At 73.5% G+C, this 21,826-nt stretch carries 14 protein-coding genes; 11 read left to right on the top strand and 3 right to left on the bottom strand.

What is annotated here, in order from left to right; all coding sequences use genetic code 11:
* Window positions 1–53 precede the first annotated feature (53 nt).
* The 4 genes from ACYP53_RS02560 (at window position 54) to hflX (ending at window position 5,809) form a co-directional block, all read left to right on the top strand.
* Window positions 54–566 carry a hypothetical protein gene (locus ACYP53_RS02560; protein WP_189922309.1) on the top strand — a complete coding sequence of 171 codons (513 nt, stop codon included), beginning with the start codon at window positions 54–56 and terminating at the stop codon, window positions 564–566.
* A 154-nt stretch (window positions 567–720) separates the two neighbouring features.
* Complete coding sequence (gene dapF, locus ACYP53_RS02555; protein ID WP_459646542.1) at window positions 721–1,632, top strand: diaminopimelate epimerase; 912 nt, start codon at window positions 721–723, stop codon at window positions 1,630–1,632.
* Between the two features lie 169 nt (window positions 1,633–1,801).
* Window positions 1,802–3,982 (top strand): RelA/SpoT family protein, encoded by a 2,181-nt coding sequence (locus ACYP53_RS02550; protein WP_189922311.1) that lies wholly within the window; start codon window positions 1,802–1,804, stop codon window positions 3,980–3,982.
* A 324-nt stretch (window positions 3,983–4,306) separates the two neighbouring features.
* Window positions 4,307–5,809 (top strand): GTPase HflX, encoded by a 1,503-nt coding sequence (gene hflX, locus ACYP53_RS02545; RefSeq protein ID WP_459646541.1) that lies wholly within the window; start codon window positions 4,307–4,309, stop codon window positions 5,807–5,809.
* Between the two features lie 129 nt (window positions 5,810–5,938).
* Here the strand turns inward: hflX and ACYP53_RS02540 are convergent, their stop codons facing one another.
* Together ACYP53_RS02540 and ACYP53_RS02535 are read right to left on the bottom strand one after the other, a co-directional pair.
* Window positions 5,939–7,057 carry a trypsin-like serine peptidase gene (locus ACYP53_RS02540; RefSeq protein WP_459646540.1) on the bottom strand — a complete coding sequence of 373 codons (1,119 nt, stop codon included), beginning with the start codon at window positions 7,055–7,057 and terminating at the stop codon, window positions 5,939–5,941.
* 55 nt (window positions 7,058–7,112) lie between these two features.
* Window positions 7,113–8,312, bottom strand: coding sequence for a trypsin-like serine peptidase (locus ACYP53_RS02535; protein ID WP_459646539.1), 1,200 nt, complete (start codon window positions 8,310–8,312; stop codon window positions 7,113–7,115).
* A gap of 587 nt (window positions 8,313–8,899) precedes the next feature.
* Between ACYP53_RS02535 and ACYP53_RS02530 the strand changes: the two genes are divergently transcribed.
* From ACYP53_RS02530 to ACYP53_RS02510, 5 genes are read left to right on the top strand one after another with little or no spacing between them, the layout of a single operon-like run.
* Window positions 8,900–10,735, top strand: coding sequence for an IucA/IucC family protein (locus ACYP53_RS02530; protein ID WP_459646538.1), 1,836 nt, complete (start codon window positions 8,900–8,902; stop codon window positions 10,733–10,735).
* Window positions 10,627–11,361: a GNAT family N-acetyltransferase gene (locus ACYP53_RS02525; RefSeq protein WP_229929030.1), complete on the top strand. Its 735-nt coding sequence runs from the start codon at window positions 10,627–10,629 to the stop codon at window positions 11,359–11,361. Before ACYP53_RS02530 ends, ACYP53_RS02525 begins: the two co-directional genes overlap by 109 nt.
* 8 nt (window positions 11,362–11,369) lie before the next feature.
* Window positions 11,370–12,776 carry a lysine N(6)-hydroxylase/L-ornithine N(5)-oxygenase family protein gene (locus ACYP53_RS02520; RefSeq protein WP_459646537.1) on the top strand — a complete coding sequence of 469 codons (1,407 nt, stop codon included), beginning with the start codon at window positions 11,370–11,372 and terminating at the stop codon, window positions 12,774–12,776.
* Complete coding sequence (locus ACYP53_RS02515; RefSeq protein WP_459646536.1) at window positions 12,754–14,577, top strand: IucA/IucC family protein; 1,824 nt, start codon at window positions 12,754–12,756, stop codon at window positions 14,575–14,577. The genes ACYP53_RS02520 and ACYP53_RS02515 overlap by 23 nt, the downstream gene beginning before the upstream one ends.
* A gap of 12 nt (window positions 14,578–14,589) precedes the next feature.
* A complete protein-coding gene (locus tag ACYP53_RS02510) occupies window positions 14,590–16,719 on the top strand; it encodes an ATP-dependent DNA helicase (RefSeq protein ID WP_189922321.1) in 2,130 nt (709 codons plus the stop codon).
* Between the two features lie 170 nt (window positions 16,720–16,889).
* Here ACYP53_RS02510 and lexA read toward each other — a convergent pair whose 3' ends face one another.
* Window positions 16,890–17,585, bottom strand: a complete 696-nt coding sequence (lexA, locus tag ACYP53_RS02505; protein WP_189922451.1) for a transcriptional repressor LexA — start codon at window positions 17,583–17,585, stop codon at window positions 16,890–16,892.
* 528 nt (window positions 17,586–18,113) lie between these two features.
* Between lexA and nrdR the strand changes: the two genes are divergently transcribed.
* Together nrdR and ACYP53_RS02495 are read left to right on the top strand one after the other, a co-directional pair.
* Window positions 18,114–18,614, top strand: coding sequence for a transcriptional regulator NrdR (gene nrdR, locus ACYP53_RS02500; RefSeq protein ID WP_189922323.1), 501 nt, complete (start codon window positions 18,114–18,116; stop codon window positions 18,612–18,614).
* 211 nt (window positions 18,615–18,825) lie between these two features.
* Window positions 18,826–21,705, top strand: a complete 2,880-nt coding sequence (locus ACYP53_RS02495) for a vitamin B12-dependent ribonucleotide reductase (protein ID WP_459646535.1) — start codon at window positions 18,826–18,828, stop codon at window positions 21,703–21,705.
* Window positions 21,706–21,826: the final 121 nt, after the last annotated feature.

Here is a 21,826-nt window from a genome sequence, read left to right as displayed (position 1 = left end):
CCGACCGAGCCCGGCCGCGAGTCCGCTCGTGTCGAACTGTCAGGGGAGGCCGTGTGTCGACGGGTACCGGCCCCGAACCCGGTCAGAGCGGGAGTGTCACCGCGCCGGCCGAGGCCTTCGACGAGTCGACGATGGGCGACCTCCCCGTGCTGACCGGACTTGAGGCGCCGACCTCGTACGCGGTCGCGATGCCCGCCCTGGACACCCGTACCCCGCCCGGCGGCGCGGTGCACGAGCGGGAGATCCGGCCGCTGCGCCGGCTGCGCTGGTGGCAGACCCTGCCGATCGCGCTGCTGGGCACCCTCGGCTCGCTGATGTTCGCCTTCCCGCTCGCCTTCGGCTCGGCCGGCGCGCGCGCCACCATGGTCGGGATGCTCGGGCTGCTGCTCACCGCCGCCTCGGTCGGCTGGGGCGCGATGGCCGCCCGGCACGCCGGCTACAAGTGGCCGGGGCTGCCCCGCCGGGGCTCCGGGCAGCGCGCCGGGTGGAAGGCGATCGTGCTCTACACCGTGATCGCGCTGGCCGCCTGCGCGCTCGCGGTCTGGCGCGTCGCCTACCTGCGCTGAGCTCCGCCCGGGTCCCCGCCCCGAGCCGAAGGGGCGCGCCGGTGCCGAAAGGGAGAGCGCGAGGGAGCGACGCAGGAGCGAGGGAGCGCCGACCGTCGGCACCGGGCCGGAGCGCCCCGGAGGCGAGCGGGCGAGTATCAGTACCATCGGGAGGGTGAGCGCATCCTCTTCCCAGCACGGCGGCATCCCCTTCTTCAAGGGGCACGGCACCCAGAACGACTTCGTCATCGTCCCGGACCCGGACGGCGCGCTGGAGATCGGTCCCGCGGCCGTCGCAGCGCTGTGCGACCGGCGGGCCGGCATCGGCGGGGACGGGCTGCTGCGGGTGGTGCGGGCGGCCGCGGACCCGGCCGCCGCGGGGATGGCCGACCGGGCCGAGTGGTTCATGGACTACCGCAACTCCGACGGCAGCGTCGCCGAGATGTGCGGCAACGGCCTGCGGGTCTTCGCCCGCTTCCTGGTCGGGGCCGGTCTGGCCAAGCCGGGTGAGCTGGCGATCGCCACCCGCTCCGGGGTGCTCACCGCGAGGGTCGCCGAGGACGCCGGGGACGGCACGCCCGGTGACGTCACCATCGACATGGGCCGCGCCCGGCTGCCCGGGCCGGACGGCATCGAGGTCGCGGTCGGGGAGCGGCGCTGGCCGGCCCTGAACGTCAACATGGGCAACCCGCACGCGGTGGCCTTCGTGGAGAGCCTGGACCACGCGGGCGACCTGTACACCGCGCCGCTCACCAGCCCCGAGGGCACCTACCCGCAGGGCGTCAACGTCGAGTTCGTGGTGGACCGCGGCCCGCGGCACGTCGCGATGCGGGTGCACGAGCGCGGCTCGGGCGAGACCCGTTCCTGCGGCACCGGCGCCTGCGCCGTCGCGGTGGCGGCGATCCGCCGGGACGGCGTCGACCCGGCGGTCACCGGTGAGGCCGTCGCGTACACCGTGGACGTGCTGGGCGGCCGGCTGGTCATCACCGAGCACCCGGACGGCCGGGTGGAGATGACCGGGCCGGCCGTGATCGTGGCCGAGGGACGGCTGGACGAGCGCTGGTGGGAGTCCGTCCGCCGGAGCTGACAGCCCGGTTTGCCCAATTCGTACGGCGACGAATCCCCCCGATCGGGTGATACCGGTCGCGGACGGGAATCACGGCGTCGCGGAACGTGCTCTGCTCGGTAGCATGGACCACCGGGTCGATCACCCCACGGGGAGGGGCGCCGCCCGGCGACCGTTGCCGGAGGTGCCGATGACCATCGAAGCCGGGCAGTCCCTGACGGGGCAGCCGACGACCGTACGGCAGGCCGGGGCCAGGAGGCCCCTCGGAGAGCTCGGCCGGGCAGCCCTCGGCCGGGCCGGCCGGGCCGCGCTGCTGGCGACCGGCCGGCCGCCGGTGCCGGACGCCCTGGAACCGCTCGTCCGGGTCCACCGCCAGCACCATCCGCAGGCCGACCTCGGCCTGCTCGCCAGGGCGTACCGGCTCGCCGAGGCCAGCCACCGCGGCCAGAAGCGCAAGAGCGGCGAGCCGTACATCACCCACCCGCTGGCCGTCACCATGATCCTGGCCCAACTCGGCGCCGGGACGACCACCTTGGTCGCCTCGCTGCTCCACGACACCGTCGAGGACACCGAGTTGACGCTGGACCAGGTGAGCGCCGGGTTCGGGCCCGAAGTCGCCTACCTGGTCGACGGGGTGACGAAACTGGAGAAGGTCGACTTCGGCGCCGCCGCCGAGGCGGAGACCTTCCGCAAGATGCTGGTCGCCACCGGGGACGACGTCCGGGTGATGGTGATCAAGCTGGCCGACCGGCTGCACAACATGCGCACCATCCGGCACATGAAGCCGGCCAGCCAGGTGCGGATCGCCAAGGTCACCCGGGACGTGCTGATCCCGCTGGCCGAGCGGCTCGGCATCCAGGTGCTCAAGGCGGAGCTGGAGGACATCGTCTTCGCCACCCTGCACCCCGAGGAGCACGCCCGCACCCGTGCCCTGATGGCCGGCCACGAGGCCGAGCCGGACACCGTGCTGGAGCCCTTCGCCCGGCAGCTGGCCCGGCAGCTGGCCGAGGCCGGGGTGGCCGCCGAGGTGACGGTCCGCCCCCGGCACTGCGTCTCGCTGCACCGGGTGCTGCTCAAGCGGTCCGGCGCGCCCGGGCCGGACGGCCGGCCGCAGGGGCCGCGGCCCGCCGACTTCGGGCGGCTGCTGGTGGTGGTCGAGGAGAACGCCGACTGCTACGCGGTGCTCGGCGAGCTGCACACCTGCTGGACGCCGCTGCCCGGGGAGTTCAAGGACTTCGTCGCCGCGCCCAAGTTCAACCTGTACCAGTCGCTGCACACCGCCGTGGCGCTGAGCGACGGCGCGGTGGTCGAGGTGCTGGTCCGCACCCGCCGGATGCACGAGGTCGCCGAGACCGGGGTGGTCACGCTGGGCGGCCCGTCCCCGGCCGGCGCCGCCCAGGACACCGACGAACTGGACCGCACCGACCCGGCCAGGCCCGGCTGGCTCAGCCGGCTCCTGGAGTGGCAGCAGGAGACGCCCGACCCGGACGCCTTCTGGTCCGCGCTCACCGCCGACCTGGCCGGCGACCGCGAGATCACCGTGGTCACGGAGAGCGGCGAAACGCTTCAGCTGCGGGCCGGCGCCACCTGTGTGGACGCGGCCTACCTGCTCGGCGAGGAGACCGGCCACCGATGTATCGGCGTCCGGGTCAACGGACGGCTCAGCGCGCTCTCCACCGTGCTGGAGGACGGCGACCTGGTCGAGGTGCTCACCGAGAGCCCCCCGGCCGGCGGTGGACAGCCCTCCGGCCCCGCCCCCGAGTGGCTGGCGCACGCCCGCACCCCGGCCGCCCGGCTGGCCATCGAACGCTGGCTGGCCGACCCCCCGGCCCGGCTGCCCGCCGTCCGCACCGGCCCGGCCGGGGCCCAGCCCGCCCCGCCCGGCCGCCGTACCGCCGAGAAGCGGTCCGCCCCGGTCGCGGTGACCGGACGGCCCGGGGCGACCGTACGGCTGGCGCGCTGCTGCACGCCCGTCCCGCCGGACGAGGTGGCCGGCTACCCGATCCGCGGCGGCGCGGTGGCCGTGCACCGCACCGGCTGCCCGGCGGGCGAGCGGATGCGGGCGGACGGGCGGACCGCGCTGGAGGTCCGCTGGCAGCCGCAGTCCACCCCGGCCACCGGGCACCGGGCCACCCTGCGGGCCGAGGCGCTGAACCGGCCCCGGCTGCTCGCCGACATCACCGCGGCGATCTCCGCGGCCGGCGTCGGCATCGTCTCGGCCGGGGTCGAGCCGCCGCAGGAGTCGCGGGTCCGGCACACCTACACCGTCGAACTGCCCGAGCCGGGCGCGCTGCCCGGGCTGATGCGGGCGATGCTGCGGGTCTCCGGGGTCTACGACGTCAGCCGCCCGCACGCCCCGGAGGTGGGGTAGGGCCCGCCCGGCCCGCCCGGCCCGGTCGGCCGGGGCCATGGGGCCGGGCGCCGGGCCCGGGGCCGCCGGGCCGGTGCCGCCGGGCCGGTGCCGCCGCGCGGCGAAATGGGGATGACCGGTCCCGGCCGGGCGTGCGACCATCGTGGGGAATTCACGGCCGGTCCACGGCGTTCACAGGGCACAGGAGTCCCGGTGGCACCCGAGGACCCGAGGGGTTAGCTCACCCCCGCCCGGACGGTAGCCGGGGCGGCAGCTGGGCAGACTCCGTACGGGACCGCGCGGCGGTCCCGGAAGGCCACCCTCACCAGCGAGCCAAAGGACAGAATGACCTCCACGTTCGACACCCGCGACCACGCCGACGCCACGCGCCGCATCGACGGTCTGCGGGCGGAAGCCCTCATGGACGAGGACCTCGCGGCCATCGACGAGGACCACGGCCACCACTACGACGGCGACCAGTACGACCGCAGCGAGCGCGCCGCCCTGCGACGGGTCGCCGGCCTCTCCACCGAACTCGAAGACGTCACCGAGGTCGAGTACCGCCAGCTCCGCCTGGAGCGCGTGGTGCTCGTCGGCGTCTGGACCGACGGCACGCTGGAGGAGGCGGAGAACTCCATGGCGGAGCTCGCCGCGCTCGCCGAGACCGCCGGCTCCCAGGTGCTGGACGGCGTGATCCAGCGCCGCGACAAGCCCGACGCGGCCACCTACATCGGCTCCGGCAAGGCGAAGGAGCTGCGCGACATCGTCGCCTCCACCGGCGCCGACACCGTGGTCTGCGACGGTGAGCTCACCCCCGGCCAGCTGATCCACCTGGAAGACGTGGTCAAGGTCAAGGTCGTCGACCGGACGGCCCTGATCCTGGACATCTTCGCCCAGCACGCCAAGTCCCGTGAGGGCAAGGCGCAGGTCTCGCTCGCGCAGATGCAGTACATGCTGCCGCGGCTGCGAGGCTGGGGTCAGTCGCTGTCCCGGCAGATGGGTGGTGGCGGCTCCGGCTCGTCCGGCGGCGGCATGGCCACCCGTGGTCCCGGTGAGACCAAGATCGAGACCGACCGGCGCCGGATCCGCGAGAAGATGGCGAAGCTGCGCCGGGAGATCGCGGACATGAAGAAGGGCCGCGACACCAAGCGCCAGGAGCGCCGGCGCCACCAGGTGCCGTCGGTGGCCATCGCCGGCTACACCAACGCCGGCAAGTCCTCCCTGCTCAACCGGCTCACCGGCGCGGGCGTGCTGGTGGAGAACTCGCTGTTCGCCACCCTGGACCCGACCGTGCGCCGGGCCCAGACCCCGAGCGGGCGGGTCTACACCCTGGCCGACACGGTCGGCTTCGTCCGGCACCTGCCGCACCACCTGGTCGAGGCCTTCCGCTCGACCATGGAGGAGGTCGCCGACGCGGACCTCATCCTGCACGTGGTCGACGGCTCGCACCCCGAGCCGGAGACGCAGCTGGCCGCCGTCCGCGAGGTCATCGTCTCGGTCGACGCGCAGAACGTGCCGGAGATCGTGGTGATCAACAAGGCCGACGCCGCCGACCCGCACGTGCTGCAGCGGCTGCTGCGCCGCGAGCCGCACGCCATCGTGGTGTCGGCCCGCAGCGGCGCCGGCATCGAGGAGCTGCTGACGCTCATCGACGACGAGCTGCCGCGACCGGCCGTCGAGGTGCGGGCCCTGGTGCCCTACACCCAGGGCGCGCTGGTCTCCCGGGTGCACGCGGAGGGCGAGCTGATCGCCACCGAGCACACCGGCGAGGGCACGCTGCTGCACGCCAAGGTGCCGGCCGAGCTGGCCGCCGAGCTGGAGCACTTCGCGGTGGCCCTGCACGGCTGAGGCGCGACCGCACGGAAGGGCCCCCGGACCGCACGGTCCGGGGGCCCTTGCGCGTGCCGGGCGCGCGGAGGCCGCGTTGCGGGGGCCCTGGCGCGCGCGGGTCGGCGATCGCGGTCGGTGCCCGGGAGGTCAGCGGACGTTCTTGGCGAAGAAGTCGAAGGCCTGCTTCGCCTGCTCCTGCAGGGAGGGCCCGGCCTGGTAGCCGGCCGGGTTGCGGTTGCCGATCGCGCCGACGCTGATCAGGTTGGGCTTGCCGTCCTTGGTGATGAACCAGCCGCCGCCGCTCGAACCGGCGGTCATGGTGCAGCCGAGCACGTACATCGGCGGGCGGGTCCGGTCGAAGGAGAGCCGGACGGGCGGCGCCGGGGAGTCGCAGTGCTCCAGTTCCGTGCCGTCGAAGGGCCGCTCGGCGGGGTAGCCGTAGGCGGCGACCGAGGTGATCTGGTCGCGCGGGGCGTCGAACCAGACCGGGACCGAGCCGCCGACCGTCTCCTCCAGGGACTTGCCGGAGTCGTTCTCGGCGCGCACCCGCAGGACCCCGTAGTCGAACTGGTTGTGGGCGCCCACGCCGCTCTCCTGGAGCCAGGTCGGCGACACCAGCGCGCGCACCGCCGTCCACCGGCCGTACGGGGCGGCCAGCGCGTCGGGGTACGGCTTGCCGCGGGTCGCCCGGCCGTCCCGGTTGAAGCCGGGCACGAAGACCAGGTTCTTCAGCCAGCCGCCGCCCTTGCCGTCGTGCAGGCAGTGCGCGGCGGTGTAGACCAGGTTGCTGCGGCCGGGGTTGACCGGGTCGGAGACCACGGTGGCGGAGCAGGCCGCGTCGCCCTGCGGCGTGGTCATGAAGAGCCGGCCGACCACCGCGGTGGCCTGCCCGTACGGGTGCGGCTGCGGCTGGGCGGGCACGGCGGCGGGCGGGGCGTCCCGCTCGACACCGGGGGCCGCCGTGGCGGTGAGCGAGTACTCCGGGGTGGGCCGGGGCTTGGCGGCGTCCATCCGGGCGGTCGTCCAGGCGCCCGGGGCCGCCTCGTTGGCGAACCCGCTCTCCGCGACGTACTTGGTCCACTCCTCCAGCTTCCAGCCCGTCAGGTCGCCCAGGCTGGTCGGTGCGGACTTGGGCAGGGCGGGGGGCGGGGTGGCGGGCCTGGCGGGGCCGTCCGGGCCGCAGCCGGCCGCGGCGAGGGCGGTCACGGCGAGCAGCGCGGCGCCGGCCGTCCCGGCCCGGCGCCCCCGGTTGGTGGTTCTCGGCATGCTCCATCGTCCCCCGTGCTGTGCTGGTGTTCCCGTACCGCCCCCCGGTGGCGGATCACTGCTTCCTGGAGATCCAGTCCAGGGCCTGCTTGGCGACCGCCTCCAGGTAGGGGCCGCTGAGCGAGGTGTGGTCCTGGGTCCCGATCGAGGTGTTGCTGACCAGGGCGGTCCTCCCGTCGGGCATGGTGGCGAACCAGCCGCCGCCGCTGGAGCCCTGGGTCATGTTGCAGCCGATGGTGAGCATCGTGGGGCGCTTGGCGTCGAAGGAGAGCCGGGTCGGCTTGCCGCCGTCGCACTTGTACAGCTCCTGGCCGTCGAACGGCTTGAGCAGCGGGTAGCCGGTGGCCGACACGTTCAGCTTGTCGCGCGGGGCGTCGAACCACACCGGGACGGCCGAACCGACCGTCTCCTCCAGGGACTTGCCGGTGTCGTTCTGGTTGTGCACGCGCATGACGGCGAAGTCGTACTGGTTGGCGGCGTCCCCGGTGCCGCCGCCCTCGACCATCCACTGCGGCGAGGTGGTGACCTGGTCGGCCCACCAGGTGCCGAGCGGGGCCAGCTCGGACAGTGGGGCGCGCTTGCCGCCGCTGGAGGCACCCGAGTTGTTGTAGGCGGGCACGAAGACCAGGTCCTTGTAGAAGTTCCCGCCCTTGCCCTCGTGCACGCAGTGGCCGGCCGTCCAGACCAGGTTGCTCCTGCCGGGGTGCTGCGGGTCGGCGATCACCGTCGCCGAGCAGTTGCCGCGGCCGCCCTTGGCGGAGAAGAACACCTTGCCGGAGGGCTGCTTGGTGTACGGGCGGGGCACCGCCACGGCGTTGACCACCGCGGGCTCCGGGTCGGTCACCCCGTCGTCACCGGGCTTGGGGGTGGCCGGCGAGGGCTTGCTGGCGGGCGGGGCCGGGTCGGCGGGCTTGGAGTCGCCCATCTTGTCCGGGTCCCAGAAGTCCTTCACCACCGGGTTGTTGAAGACGTGCTTGGACGCCCAGGTGTCCCAGTCCTCGAACTTCCACTTCTTCAGGTCGTCCCAGGTCTTCGGCAGGCCCTCCAGCAGACCGGACGGCAGGCCGGACGGCAGGGTGATCCCGCCGATCACGCCGCCTCCGCCCGCGCCGCCGCTTGCCGCGGCCGAGGAGGGCGGCGGCGCGGCGCTGCCCCCGCCGTCGCCCGCCGGGCCGTCCGGCCCGCAGGCGCTCACGGCGAGCAGGGTTCCCGCGACCGCGGCGGCGGCCAGGGCTGACCGGTGGATCGTAGGCATCTGTGCGTTTCCCCCTGTGCTCGGTCGGTCTGTGGTTTCTGTCGGTGCTCGGTGCTCGGTGCGCTGTTGTCGCTCTGTGGGTGCTCGGTGCTTGGTGCTCGGTGCTCGGCGCCCGGTCGGCGGTGCGCGTCCGGTCGCTGACGGCTCGTCCGTGTCCGGCCGGTCCGTGCCGGTCCGTGCCGCGGCGGCCCGCCGTCCTGGAGTCTTCCATCGGGGATGAGGACGGCCGTGCCCGCCCCCCGGGTTGCGGCGCGGGCCGGAGGACTCCGATCCGTGACGCGGGCCCGGTCGGCTCGTTGGCACAGCAGGCCCTTTCGCCCGGGTGGCGGACAATCCCCGATTCTCACCCGGACGAGTGAGCGGTCCTTGTGATCACCCCTCAGGGATAGGTAACCCTTACCTGACGCGACGGTGCGAGCGCCCGCCGCCCCCTCCACCGCAGAGCGCGTCCGCACCCCCACGCGCCCCAAGGAGCAGCCTTGAGCACCGCCCTCACCGGAGCCCCGCCCGAACCGCCGCAGCCGACGGAGCCCCCTCGGGCGTCCAAGGGCGAGCGGACACCGCAAGCGACGAGCGAGGAGCGAACGGTGGGGGCACCCCCGGTCGAAGGCCGGGGGAGAGCGTCGGCGCAGCGGCCCGAGCACCCGGAGGCGGGCGGCCAGGGGCGGCCCGAGCCGGACCCGCTGCTGCACCCCGATCCCGCCGTGGCCGCCGAACAGGCCGCCCTGGAAGCCCTGTTGCGCTGCTGGGCCCGGGAGACCGGGGCCCGGCCGGGCCCCGACGGCCGACTGCGGATCGCCGTCCTCGGCGGCGCCGCGCGGCTCACCGCCCCGGTGCGCTACTGGTCGCCCGGCGGCTGGCACCGCTTCGGCCCGGCCACCCTCGCGGTCGGCGAGGGCGGGGCGGCGGGAGAGGGGGCCGCCGCCCCGGTGGACGCCGTCACCGCCGCCGCGCTGCTCGCCGCCGCGGCCGCCGACCGCCCCGACCCCGGGCAGGTCGCCGACCTCGCGGCCCGGGTCGCCGACTCGGTCGTCCGCACCGCTGAGATCCTCGCCCACCGCCGGACCGCCGCCGAGCCCGGCGGCCCGGAACGCTCCCACTTCCTCGCCGCCGAACAGTCCCTGCTGCTCGGCCACCCGCTGCACCCCACCCCGAAGAGCCGCGACGGCCTCGGCCCGGCCCAGAGCGTCGCCTACTCGCCCGAACTGCACGGCTCCTTCCAACTCCACTGGTACGCCGTGGACCGGGAACTGCTCGCCGCCGGCTCCGCCGTCGCCGAGAGCGCCGAACAGCTCACCGCCGGCCTGCTCGACGGCCGCCTCGCCCTGCCGCCCGGCACCGCCGCCCTGCCGCTGCACCCCTGGCAGGCCCGCGAACTCGCCCACCGCCCGGCCGTCGCCGCGCTGCTCGCCGACGGGCTGCTGCACGACCTCGGCCCGGCCGGCGAGCCCTGGCACCCCACCTCCTCGGTGCGCACCGTCTACCGGCCCGGCACCCCCTGGATGCTCAAGCTCTCGCTGGGCCTGCGGATCACCAACTCCCGCCGGGAGAACCTCCGCAAGGAACTCCACCGCGGCCTGGAGATGCACCGGCTGCTGGAGAGCGGGCTGGCCGCCGAGTGGCGGGCCGCCCACCCCGGCTTCGACATCGTCCGCGACCCGGCCTGGATCGGCGTCGACCATCCGACCCTCGGCGACCCGGGCGGCCTGGACACCGTGCTGCGCGCCCAGCCCTTCGCGCCCGCCGAGCGCGCGCTGTGCGTCGCCGGGCTGGTCGCCGAACAGCCGCTCGGCACCGGCGACACCGTGCCGTCCCGGCTCGGCGACATCCTGCGGGCGCTCGCTGCGCGCAGCGGCCGCCCGCTGCCGACCGTCGCCGCCGAATGGTTCCTGCGCTACCTGGACGCCGTCGTGCTGCCCATCCTCTGGCTGGACGGCCGGGGCGGCATCGCCCTGGAGGCGCACCAGCAGAACAGCCTCGTCCTGCTCGACGAGGACGGCTGGCCGAGCGGCGGCCGCTACCGCGACAACCAGGGCTACTACTACCGGGAGAGCGCCACCGAGCGGCTCACCGCCCGGCTGCCCGGGCTCGGCGCCGACAGCGACACCTTCCTGCCGGACCCGGTGATCGACCACCACTTCGCCTACTACCTCGGCATCAACCACGTGCTCGGCCTGATCGGCGCCCTCGGCTCCCAGGGGCTGGCCGAGGAGCCGGTGCTGCTGGCCGCGCTGCGCCGCTTCCTCGCCGGGCCGCGGGCCGCCGCCACCGGCTCGGCGCTGCCCGGGCTGCTGCTGGAGGCGCCCACGCTGCCCTGCAAGGCCAACCTGCTCACCCGGATCAACGGCATGGACGAGCTGGTCGGCCCGGTCGCCAGCCAGTCCGTCTACGTGGACATCCCCAACCCGGTGGCGGGCGGCTGATGCTGGACGACCTGCCCGGGTGGGGCGCGATCCCCACCCCGGCCGGCGAGTTCCGGCTCAGCCCGGTCCGGCTGCCGGCCGACCTGGACCTGCTCGCCGGATGGATGAACGACCCCGAGGTCGCCGCCTTCTGGGAGCTCGCCGGACCGCCGGAGGTCACCGGGCGGCACGTCCGGGCCCAGCTGGACGGCGACGGCCGCAGCGTTCCCTGCCTCGGCCTGCTCGACGGCGAGCCGGTCAGCTACTGGGAGGTCTACCGCGCCGACCTCGACCCGCTGGCCGCGCACTACCCCGCCCGGCCGCACGACACCGGCGTCCACCTGCTGCTCGGCCCGGCCGCCAGCCGCGGCCGGGGACTGGGCGCCGTCCTGCTGGCCGCCCTCGCGGAGCGGATCCTGCGCCGCCGCCCGTCCTGCCAGCGGGTCGTCGCCGAACCGGACGTCCGCAACCGGCGCTCGGTCCGGGCCTTCGAACGGGCCGGGTTCCGGGCGGCCGCCGAACTCGACCTGCCCGACAAGCGCGCCGCCCTGATGGTGCGGCCGCGCGCCCCCGGCCCGGGCCCGTCTCACCTCGGTCCGGCTCACCCCGGCCCGTCCGACCCCGGCCCCGGCCCCGACCCCGCCTAGGACACCCCGTGGACACCCCCGCACCGCCGCCGCCGTACGACCTGCTCGGCGTCGGCATCGGTCCGTTCAACCTCTCGCTCGCCGCGCTCGCCGAGCCCGTTCCCGGCCTGCGCACGCTCTTCTGCGACCAGCGCCCGGAGTTCCGCTGGCACCACGGGATGCTGGTGGACGGGGCCAGGATGCAGGTGCCGTTCCTCGCCGACCTGGTCTCCCTGGTGGACCCGACCAACCGGTGGTCCTTCCTCAACTACCTGCGCGAACAGGACCGGCTGTTCCCGTTCTACTTCGCCGAGCGCTTCCAGCTGCCGCGCCGCGAGTACGACCACTACTGCCGCTGGGCCGCCGAGCGGCTGGCCAACTGCCGCTTCGGCACCGAGGTCACCGCCCTGCACTGGGACGCCGTACCGGGCGAAGAGCCCTGCTACCGGGTCGAGTTGACCGACACCGCGACCGGCCGGCGGTCCACCGTACGGGCCCGCAACCTCGCCCTCGGCGTCGGCACCCGGCCGGTGCTGCCCGAGGCCTTCGCCGGCCTGGCCGGCCACCCGCGGTCCTTCCACTCCGCCGACTACCTGGAGCGCCGGGCCGGCCTGGCCGACGCCCGGGACATCACCGTGGTCGGCAGCGGCCAGTCCGGCGCCGAGGTCTTCCTCGACCTGCTCCGCCGCCACGAGGGCGACGGCGTCCGGCTGCGCTGGCTCACCCGCACCCGGGCGCTCGCCCCCATGGAGTACTCCAAGCTCGGCCTGGAGCACTTCACCCCCGACTACACCCGCTACTTCCACGGCCTGCCCGGCCCGGTCCGGGACGCCCTGGTCACCGCCCAGTGGCAACTGCACAAGGCCGCCAGCGCCGAGACCCTCGCCGAGATCCACGACCACCTCTACGAGCGCACCATCGGCCGCCCGATCGACACCGCCCCGGTCGAGATCACCCCCGGCACGGCCGTCACCGGGACCCGCCCCGGCCCCTGCGGCGGCCTCGAACTGCACTGCCGGCACACCGACTCCGGCGCCGAGCACGTCCTGCGCACCGACGCCGTGGTGCTCGCCACCGGCTACCGGGCCGCCCGGCCGGCCGCACTCGAACCGCTCGCCGACCTGATCGACTGGGACGAGGCCGGCCGCTACCGGGTCGACCTCGACCACCGGGTCGCCACCCGGCCCGGGCTCACCGGCGGCCTCTACGTCCAGAACGCCGAACTGCACACCCACGGCGTCGGCACCCCCGACCTCGGGCTCGGCGCCCACCGGGCCGCCGTGATCCTCAACGCCGTCACCGGCCGGACCGTCCACCGGCTGCCCGAGCGCACCGCCTGGACCGGCTTCGCACCGCCCGCCCCCGCCCCCCTCGACCGGACCCCCGTCCTCCCTCGCCCCCAGGAGCTGACCCGTGCCGCAACAGCCGGCCGCTGAACCGCCGCTCTACCTGCCCCCGCACCTCACCACCGGGCACTGGCAGCGGGCCGGCCGGGCCCTGCTGGCCAAGATGCTCGGCGAGTTCGCCTACGAGGAACTGCTCAAGCCCGTCCCCGGCGCCCTCGACGGCGAGTACCTGCTGAAGCTCCCCGAGGCCGAGTACCGCTTCACCGCCCGGCGCGGCGCCTACGACGGCTGGCAGGTCGACCCGGAGTCGATCCACTGCTCCGCACCGGACGGCCTGGACCCGCTGCGCTTCCTCCCGTACGCCCGGCAGACCCTCGGGATGCGCGGCGAGACCACCGCCCACCTGATCCGCGAGCTCTCCGCCACCCTCACCGCCGACGCCCGCCAGCTCGCCACCGCCCTCACCGCCGCCGAACTCGCCGACCTCGACCACGCCGCGCTGGAGGGACGGCAGGGCGGCCACCCCTGGATCGTCCCCAACAAGGGCCGGATCGGCTTCTCCGCCGCCGACGCCGCCCGCTGGGCCCCGGAGGCCCGCAGCCCGCGCCCGCTGCCCTGGATCGCCGTCCACCGCCGGCTCGCCGAGTACCGCGGCGTGCCCGGCCTGGAACGGCCCGAGCAGCTGTACGCCCGCGAGCTGGACGACGTGGACGCGCTGCGCGCCGCGCTCGGCCCGGACGCCGACGACTACCTGCTGCTGCCCGTCCACCCCTGGCAGTGGGACGAGACGGTCCTGCCGCTGTTCGCGCCCTGGATCGCCTCCGGCGAGATCGTCCCGCTCCCCACCGACGGCGACCCACGACTGCCCCAGCAGTCCATCCGCTCCTTCTTCAACACCGCCCGCCCCGAACGCTGCACCGTCAAGCTGCCGCTGTCCATCCTCAACACCCTGGTCTGGCGCGGCCTGCCCACCGAACGCACCCTCGCCGCGCCCGCCGTCACCGCCTGGCTGCTCGGCCTGCGCGACGCCGACCCCTTCCTGCGCGACGAGTGCCGGGTGATCCTGCTCGGCGAGATCGCCTCCGTCACCGTCGACCACCCGCTCTACCGGGAGATGCCCGAGGCCCCCTACCAGTACAAGGAGCTGCTCGGCGCGATCTGGCGCGAACCGCTCGGCCCCTTCCTGGACGACGACGAACGCGCCCGCACCCTCGCCGCCCTGCTGCAGACCGGCTCCGACGGGCGGGCGCTCGCCGCCGAACTGATCGCCCGCTCCGGCCTCACCCCGGCCGAGTGGACCGGCCGGCTGTTCGCCGCGATGCTGCCCCCGCTGCTGCACTTCCTCTACCGCTACGGGCTGGTCTTCTCCCCGCACGGCGAGAACGCCATCGTGGTCTTCGACCGGCGCGACGCCCCGAGCCGGCTCGCGGTCAAGGACTTCGTCGACGACGTCAACCTCAGCAACGCCGACCTGCCCGAGCTGAGCGAGGTGCCCGCCGAGGTCGCCGACGTGCTGCTGCGGGACGGCGCCCAGGGGCTCTGCCAGTTCATCCACTCCGGGCTGTTCATCGGCGTCTTCCGCTTCCTCGCCCCGCTGCTGGAGGCGCAGACCGGACTGCCCGAGACCGAGTTCTGGGCCCTGCTGCGCGCCGAGGTCCTCCGCCACCAGGACCGCTTCCCCGAGCTGCGCGAGCGCTTCGAGCTGTTCGACCTCTTCCGGCCCCGGATCGACCGGCTCTGCCTCAACCGCAACCGGCTGCTCCTCGACGGCTACCAGGACCGCCCGCACCGCCCGCACGCCGCCCGGTTCGGGACCGTACCGAACGCCCTGGTGGCCGTGGACGTGCGGCTTCCCGCGCGACGGGACCGGATTGTCACCCCCGCCCCGTAGGGTGGGAGGGTCATGACGAACGACTCCGAATCCCACGACTCCGAATCCCAGCGGGCGGTGGACCTCGGCGACGAGGCCGAGGAAGCCGTCGCCGTCCCGCGCTCGCGGATCCCCGAACTGCTGCACGCCGCGGTGGCGGCCGTCGGCGGCGTCGAGCGCCCCGGCCAGGTCCGGATGGCCGAGGCCGTCGCCGACGCCGTCGACCACGGCGAGCACCTGCTCGTCCAGGCCGGCACCGGCACCGGGAAGTCCCTGGCCTACCTGGTGCCCGCGCTCGCCCACGGGGACCGCGTGGTGGTCGCCACCGCCACCCTGGCCCTGCAACGCCAGCTGGTGGAGCGCGACCTGCCGCGCACCGTGGACGCGCTGCACCCGGTGCTGCGCCGCCGCCCGCTGTTCGCGATGCTCAAGGGCCGCTCCAACTACCTCTGCCTGCACCGGGCCAACGAGGGCACCCCGAGCGAGGAGGGCGAGGGCCTGTTCGACCCGGTGGACGCGCTCGGCGGGCCCACCGGCAAACTCGGGCAGGACGTGCTGCGGCTGCGCGACTGGGCCGACGAGACCGACACCGGCGACCGGGACGACATGAGCCCCGGCGTCTCCGACAAGGCCTGGGCCCAGCTCTCGGTCACCTCCAAGGAGTGCCTGGGCGCCACCCGCTGCGCTTACGGGCAGGAGTGCTTCGCCGAGAAGGCGCGGGAGCGCGCCAAGCTCGCGGACGTCGTGGTCACCAACCACGCGATGCTCGCCATCGACGCGATCGAGGGCGCGCCGGTGCTGCCCGAGCACGGGCTGCTGATCGTCGACGAGGCCCACGAGCTGGTCAACCGGGTCACCGGCGCGGCCACCGCCGAGCTCACCGTCGGCGCCGTCAACCGGGCCGTGAAGCGGGCCGCCCGGCTCGCCAACGAGAAGGCCGTGGACCTCCTCCAGGCCGCCGCCGAGAACTACCACGGCCTGATGGAGACCGCCCAGCCCGGCCGGGTCGAGGAACTGCCCGAGTACCTGGCCTACGCGGTCACCGCGATCCGGGACGCCGCCCGCCAGGTGATCACCTCGCTCGGGGAGACCAGGGACAAGGGGCTCAGCGACGAGGACGCCGTCCGCAAGCAGGCGATGGCCTCGGCCGAGACGCTGCACGAGACCGCCGAACGGCTGCTGGAGGGCTCCGAGTACGACGTGGTCTGGATCGAGCGCAGCGACCGCTACGGACTGGGCACCGCCTCCCTGCGGGTCGCCCCGCTGAGCGTCTCCGGGCTGCTGCGCGAGGGCCTGTACAAGGAGCGCTCGGTCGTCCTCACCTCGGCCACGCTCAAGCTCGGCGGGGACTTCAACGGCGTCGCCGCCTCGGTCGGCCTGCCCTCCGAGACCAGGCTGCCGGACGCCCGCACGGAGGGGGACAACCCGGAGCCCGGCCCCGGCTTCGGCGAGGACGCCGTGCCGCACTGGCGCGGGATCGACGTCGGCTCGCCCTTCAAGTACCCCAAGCAGGGCATCCTGTACGTCGCCAAGCACCTGGCCGACCCCGGGCGAGACCCCGAACGGCCGGACATGCTCGACGAGTTGGCCGAGCTGATCGACGCGGCCGGCGGCCGGACGCTGGGCCTGTTCTCCTCGATGCGCGGCGCCCAGACCGCCGCCGAGGCGATGCGCGAGCGGCTGGACCACCGGATCCTGCTCCAGGGGGAGGACACCCTGGGCGAGTTGATCCGGGAGTTCGCCTCGGACGCCACCACCTGCCTGTTCGGCACGCTCTCGCTCTGGCAGGGCGTGGACGTGCCCGGCTCGGCCTGCCAGCTGGTCGTGATGGACCGCATCCCGTTCCCCCGGCCGGACGACCCGCTGATGAGCGCCCGCCAGCGGGACGTCGAACAGCGCGGCGGGAACGGCTTCATGGCGGTCGCCGCGACGCACGCGGCGCTGCTGATGGCGCAGGGCGCGGGCCGGCTGGTGCGCGCGGCGGACGACCGCGGGGTGGTCGCGGTGCTCGACCCGCGGGTGGAGACCAAGCGGTACGGGAGCTTCTTCCGCTCCTCGATGCCCGAGTTCTGGTACACCACGGACCGCAACCAGGTGCGCCGCTCGCTGGCGGCGATCGACGCCTCGGCGGCGCCGGTGCGGCCGGTGGCGAAGCGGGGCTGAGGCGGCCCCGGGGCGACGGAGGAACGCCGGAGGAACGCCGGAGGGGCTCGCCGCGTGAGCGGTGAGCCCCTTCCCGGTGTCATGGTGCGTGGGTGGTGCCTGTGGGTGGACCTGGGTGGTCCCGCGGGACCACCGTGGCCCCTGTGGGGGCAGCGGACCGCGGGCGCTGTTCAGAGGCGGCGCAGGACCGCGACGACCTTGCCCAGGATGGTCGCGTTGTCGCCGTTGATCGGCTCGTACGCCGGGTTGTGCGGCATCAGCCAGATCCGGCCGTCCTCGCGCTTGAGCCGCTTGACGGTGGCCTCGCCGTCGATCATCGCGGCCACGATGTCGCCGTTCTCGGCGACCGGCTGGCGGCGCACGGTGACCCAGTCGCCGTCGCAGATGGCCGCCTCGATCATCGAGTCGCCGCGCACGGTGAGCGCGAACAGCTCGCCCTCGCCGACCAGTTGGCGGGGCAGCGGGAAGACGTCCTCGACCGTCTGCTCGGCCAGGATCGGCCCGCCGGCGGCGATCCGGCCCACCAGCGGCACGTACGAGGTGGACGGGCGCCCGGCCGTCTCGGCGGTGTTGGGACGGGCCACCTCGACGCCGCGGACCTCGTAGGCGCGCGGACGGTGCGGGTCCCGGCGCAGGAAGCCCTTGCGCTCCAGGGCCATCAGCTGGTGCGCGACCGAGGAGGTGCTGGACAGGCCGACGGCCTGGCCGATCTCGCGCATGGACGGCGGGTAGCCCCGGCGCTGGACGGAGTCCCGGATGACCTCGATCACCCGGCGCTGGCGCTCGGTGAGCCCGGCCTCGTCGGTCCGGATGCCGGGGGGGCGGCCGGGCATCGCCCGGGCGGGCGAGGGGTGGGAGTCATCCATGGTGGCGGAGTGTTCGATCGGCTGGTCGGGCACCCGGTTCGAGCCGGAAAGGGCCGTACCGGAGAGGCGGTGGTCTTCGCTGCGGTCCATGCTGATGTCCACGCTCTGCTGATTCGTGGTGCGCTGCCCCACCTTGAACTGGGAGTGTTCCTGCACCGGGATGGTGTTGCTTTCGATCGTGTTCACGGCGGCCCCTCTCGACGGCTGTCCTCTCCCTTTTCCAGCCCAACGCACCTCCTATCGAAAGGTTGCGCCAAACACACGTTCGAGTGAATTATTCGGGACTTGGCTGACTCGATCAAGGCTTTGTTGTACATCGAGTAAATGTTCGACCGGAACCCGACCCGGGCAGTCTAATCGGCGCCGACACGCCAGGGGTGTCACCTCCCCCGGAGACCTAGATGTAGTGGCTACAGTCCTCTCCGTGCCCAGTACTAGTGGTTGCCGCGCATGATCAGCTTGCCGAGGCCGGGGGCACATCGCATAGACTCAAGAGGTCCGCACGATCTGCCAGGGAGGGATCCCCAGGTGCACTGCCCCTTCTGCCGGCACTCCGACAGCCGCGTTGTCGACAGCCGGACCACCGAGGACGGCAGCTGTATCCGCCGCCGCCGGCAGTGCCCGGACTGCGGCCGCCGCTTCACCACCGTGGAAACGGCCGCGCTGATGGTCATCAAGCGCAGCGGCGTCACCGAGCCGTTCTCCCGGCAGAAGGTCATCACCGGCGTCCGCAAGGCCTGCCAGGGCCGACCGGTCACCGAGGACGCGCTCGCCCAGCTCGGCCAGCGGGTCGAGGAGTGCGTGCGGGCCAGCGGCAGCGCCGAGCTGACCACCCACGACGTGGGCCTGGCCATACTGGGCCCGCTCAAGGAACTCGACGTGGTCGCCTACCTGCGCTTCGCCAGCGTGTACCAGGCCTACGACGGACTGGAAGACTTCGAGGTCGCCATCGCGGAACTCCGCGCCGAGCGGCCCCTCACCCCGGAGACGGACGACGCCTGCGTCTCCGTCCCCGCCGCCGCGCCCTAGGAGGCGCCGGCGCACCGGCCCCCGCCGCGGGGTCCAGCCGCACCACAACGGCCCCACGGGGCCCCGGCGCGCCCGGAAACGGCGCGCAGAACACTACAAACCGTGCGAAAACAGGCAGGGTCTCCGCCTGCCCGCACACCGGAAGAACGAACCAGCGGTGCCCGGACTTTTCAGGGCACTACGGGCGTTTGCCCAGGAGGAGGAGCGAGAAGTGACAGACACCACGAGCGGTTCCGCACGCGGGTCGAAGTCCGAGAAGGCCGTCGCCAAGGGCGCCAAGGCCCCGAAGGGCGGTCTCCGGGCGGAGCGCATCTACACCACTCCCGGCGTGCACCCGTACGACGAGGTCCGCTGGGAGCGTCGTGACGTCGTCATGACCAACTGGCGCGACGGCTCGATCAACTTCGAGCAGCGCGGTGTCGAGTTCCCCGACTTCTGGTCGGTCAACGCCGTCAACATCGTCACGTCCAAGTACTTCCGCGGCGCCGTCGGCACCCCGCAGCGCGAGTGGAGCCTCAAGCAGATCATCGACCGCGTGGTGCTCACCTACCGCGCCGCCGGCGAGAAGCACGGCTACTTCGCCACCAAGGACGACGCCGAGATCTTCGAGCACGAGCTGACGCACGCCCTCCTCCACCAGGTGTTCAGCTTCAACTCGCCGGTCTGGTTCAACGTCGGCACCAAGCAGCCCCAGCAGGTCAGCGCCTGCTTCATCCTGTCCGTCGACGACTCCATGGAGTCGATCCTCGACTGGTACAAGGAAGAGGGCATGATCTTCAAGGGCGGCTCCGGCGCCGGCCTCAACCTCTCCCGGATCCGCTCCTCCAAGGAACTGCTGTCCTCCGGCGGCAACGCCTCCGGCCCGGTCTCCTTCATGCGCGGCGCCGACGCCTCGGCCGGCACCATCAAGTCCGGCGGCGCCACCCGCCGCGCCGCCAAGATGGTCGTCCTCGACGTCGACCACCCGGACGTCGAGGCCTTCATCGAGACCAAGGTGAAGGAGGAGGAGAAGATCCGCGCCCTCCGCGACGCGGGCTTCGACATGGACCTCGGCGGGGACGACATCACCTCCGTCCAGTACCAGAACGCCAACAACTCCGTCCGCGTCTCCGACGAATTCATGACTGCCGTCGAGAACGGCACCGAATTCGGCCTGCGCGCCCGGATGACCGGCGAGGTCATCGAGACCGTCGACGCGAAGAAGCTGTTCCGCAAGATGGCCGAGGCCGCCTGGGCCTGCGCCGACCCCGGCATCCAGTACGACTCCACGATCAACCACTGGCACACCTGCCCGGAGTCCGGCCGCATCAACGCGTCCAACCCCTGCTCCGAGTACATGCACCTGGACAACTCCAGCTGCAACCTCGCCTCGCTCAACCTGATGAAGTTCCTCCGCGACGACGACTCGTTCGACGCCGAGCGCTTCGCCAAGGTCGTCGAGCTGGTCATCACCGCGATGGACATCTCCATCTGCTTCGCCGACTTCCCCACCGAGAAGATCGGCGAGACCACCCGCGCCTACCGCCAGCTCGGCATCGGCTACGCCAACCTCGGCGCCCTGCTGATGGCCACCGGCCACGCCTACGACAGCGAGGGCGGCCGCGCCCTGGCCGGCGCCATCACCTCGCTGATGACCGGCACCGCCTACCGCCGCGGCGCCGAACTCGCCGGCGTGGTGGGCCCGTACGACGGCTACGCCCGCAACGCGGCCGCCCACCAGCAGGTCATGAAGCAGCACGCGGACGCCTCGCTCGACGCCGTCTCGGTCGACGAGCTGGACGCCCCGGTCTGGCTGGCCGCCAACAAGACCTGGCAGGACGTCGTGCGCGTCGGCGCGCAGAACGGCTTCCGCAACGCCCAGGCCTCCGTGCTCGCCCCGACCGGCACCATCGGCCTGATGATGGACTGCGACACCACCGGCGTCGAGCCCGACCTCGCCCTGGTCAAGTTCAAGAAGCTCGTCGGCGGCGGCTCCATGCAGATCGTCAACGGCACCGTCCCGCGCGCCCTCAAGCGCCTCGGCTACCAGGACGAGCAGATCGAGGCGGTCGTCGCCCACATCGCCGAGCACGGCAACGTGGTGGACGCCCCGGGCCTGAAGTCCGAGCACTACGAGGTGTTCGACTGCGCGATGGGCGAGCGCACCATCTCCCCGATGGGCCACGTGCGGATGATGGCCGCGATCCAGCCGTGGATCTCCGGCGCCATCTCCAAGACCGTGAACATGCCGGCCGCCGCGACCGTCGAGGACGTCGAGGAGATCTACTTCGAGGCGTGGAAGATGGGCGTCAAGGCGCTCGCGATCTACCGCGAAAACTCGAAGGTCGGCCAGCCGCTCTCGGCCAAGAAGAAGGACTCCGAGGCCAAGGCCGAGCAGGCCGAGGCCCCCGTCGCGGTCGAGAAGGTCGTCGAGTACCGCCCGGTCCGCAAGCGCCTGCCCAAGGGCCGTCCGGGCATCACCACCTCCTTCACGGTCGGTGGCGCCGAGGGCTACATGACCGCCAACTCCTACCCGGACGACGGCCTCGGCGAGGTCTTCCTGAAGATGTCCAAGCAGGGCTCGACCCTCGCGGGCATGATGGACGCCTTCTCCATCGCCGTCTCGGTCGGCCTGCAGTACGGCGTGCCGCTGGAGACCTACGTCTCGAAGTTCACCAACATGCGCTTCGAGCCGGCCGGTCTGACCGACGACCCGGACGTGCGGATGGCACAGTCGATCGTCGACTACATCTTCCGCCGCCTGGCCCTGGACTTCCTGCCGTTCGAGACCCGCTCGGCGCTCGGCATCCACTCCGTCGAGGAGCGCCAGCGCCACCTGGAGACGGGCTCGTACGAGCCGCTGGAGGCCGAGGAGCTCGACACCGAGTCGCTCGCCCAGTCCGCCCCGGTGGTCGCCGCCAAGCCGGCCCCGGCCGTCGAGGCGCCCAAGCCGGCCGCCCCGAAGCAGGCCCACAACTCCACGGAGCTGATGGAGATCCAGCTCGGCCTCAACGCCGACGCCCCGCTCTGCTTCTCCTGCGGCACCAAGATGCGCCGAGCCGGCAGCTGCTACCTCTGCGAGGGCTGCGGCTCCACCAGCGGCTGCAGCTGATCGCGTTCGACCCCGGTTTCACCCGCTGAGGTGAATCCCTGAGGCGGGGCGAGGACTTCACGTCCTCGCCCCGCCTTTTCGCGTTCTCCTCCGTTCTTCCGGGCCGTCGATGTCGTCGATG

The organism is Kitasatospora sp. Ki12 (assembly GCF_054601375.1).
Note: the sequence above shows the minus strand (reverse complement) of the source record. Positions and strands in the feature narration are given on the sequence as shown.

What these genes read in the sequence shown, in the direction of transcription:
- ACYP53_RS02550 (WP_189922311.1), top strand. Translation starts at nt 1,802, where the DNA reads ATGACCATCGAAGCCGGGCAGTCCCTGACGGGGCAGCCGACGACCGTA.
- hflX (WP_459646541.1), top strand. Translation starts at nt 4,307, where the DNA reads ATGACCTCCACGTTCGACACCCGCGACCACGCCGACGCCACGCGCCGC.
- ACYP53_RS02540 (WP_459646540.1), bottom strand. Translation starts at nt 7,057, where the DNA reads ATGCCGAGAACCACCAACCGGGGGCGCCGGGCCGGGACGGCCGGCGCC.
- ACYP53_RS02535 (WP_459646539.1), bottom strand. Translation starts at nt 8,312, where the DNA reads ATGCCTACGATCCACCGGTCAGCCCTGGCCGCCGCCGCGGTCGCGGGA.
- ACYP53_RS02510 (WP_189922321.1), top strand. Translation starts at nt 14,590, where the DNA reads ATGACGAACGACTCCGAATCCCACGACTCCGAATCCCAGCGGGCGGTG.
- lexA (WP_189922451.1), bottom strand. Translation starts at nt 17,585, where the DNA reads ATGGATGACTCCCACCCCTCGCCCGCCCGGGCGATGCCCGGCCGCCCC.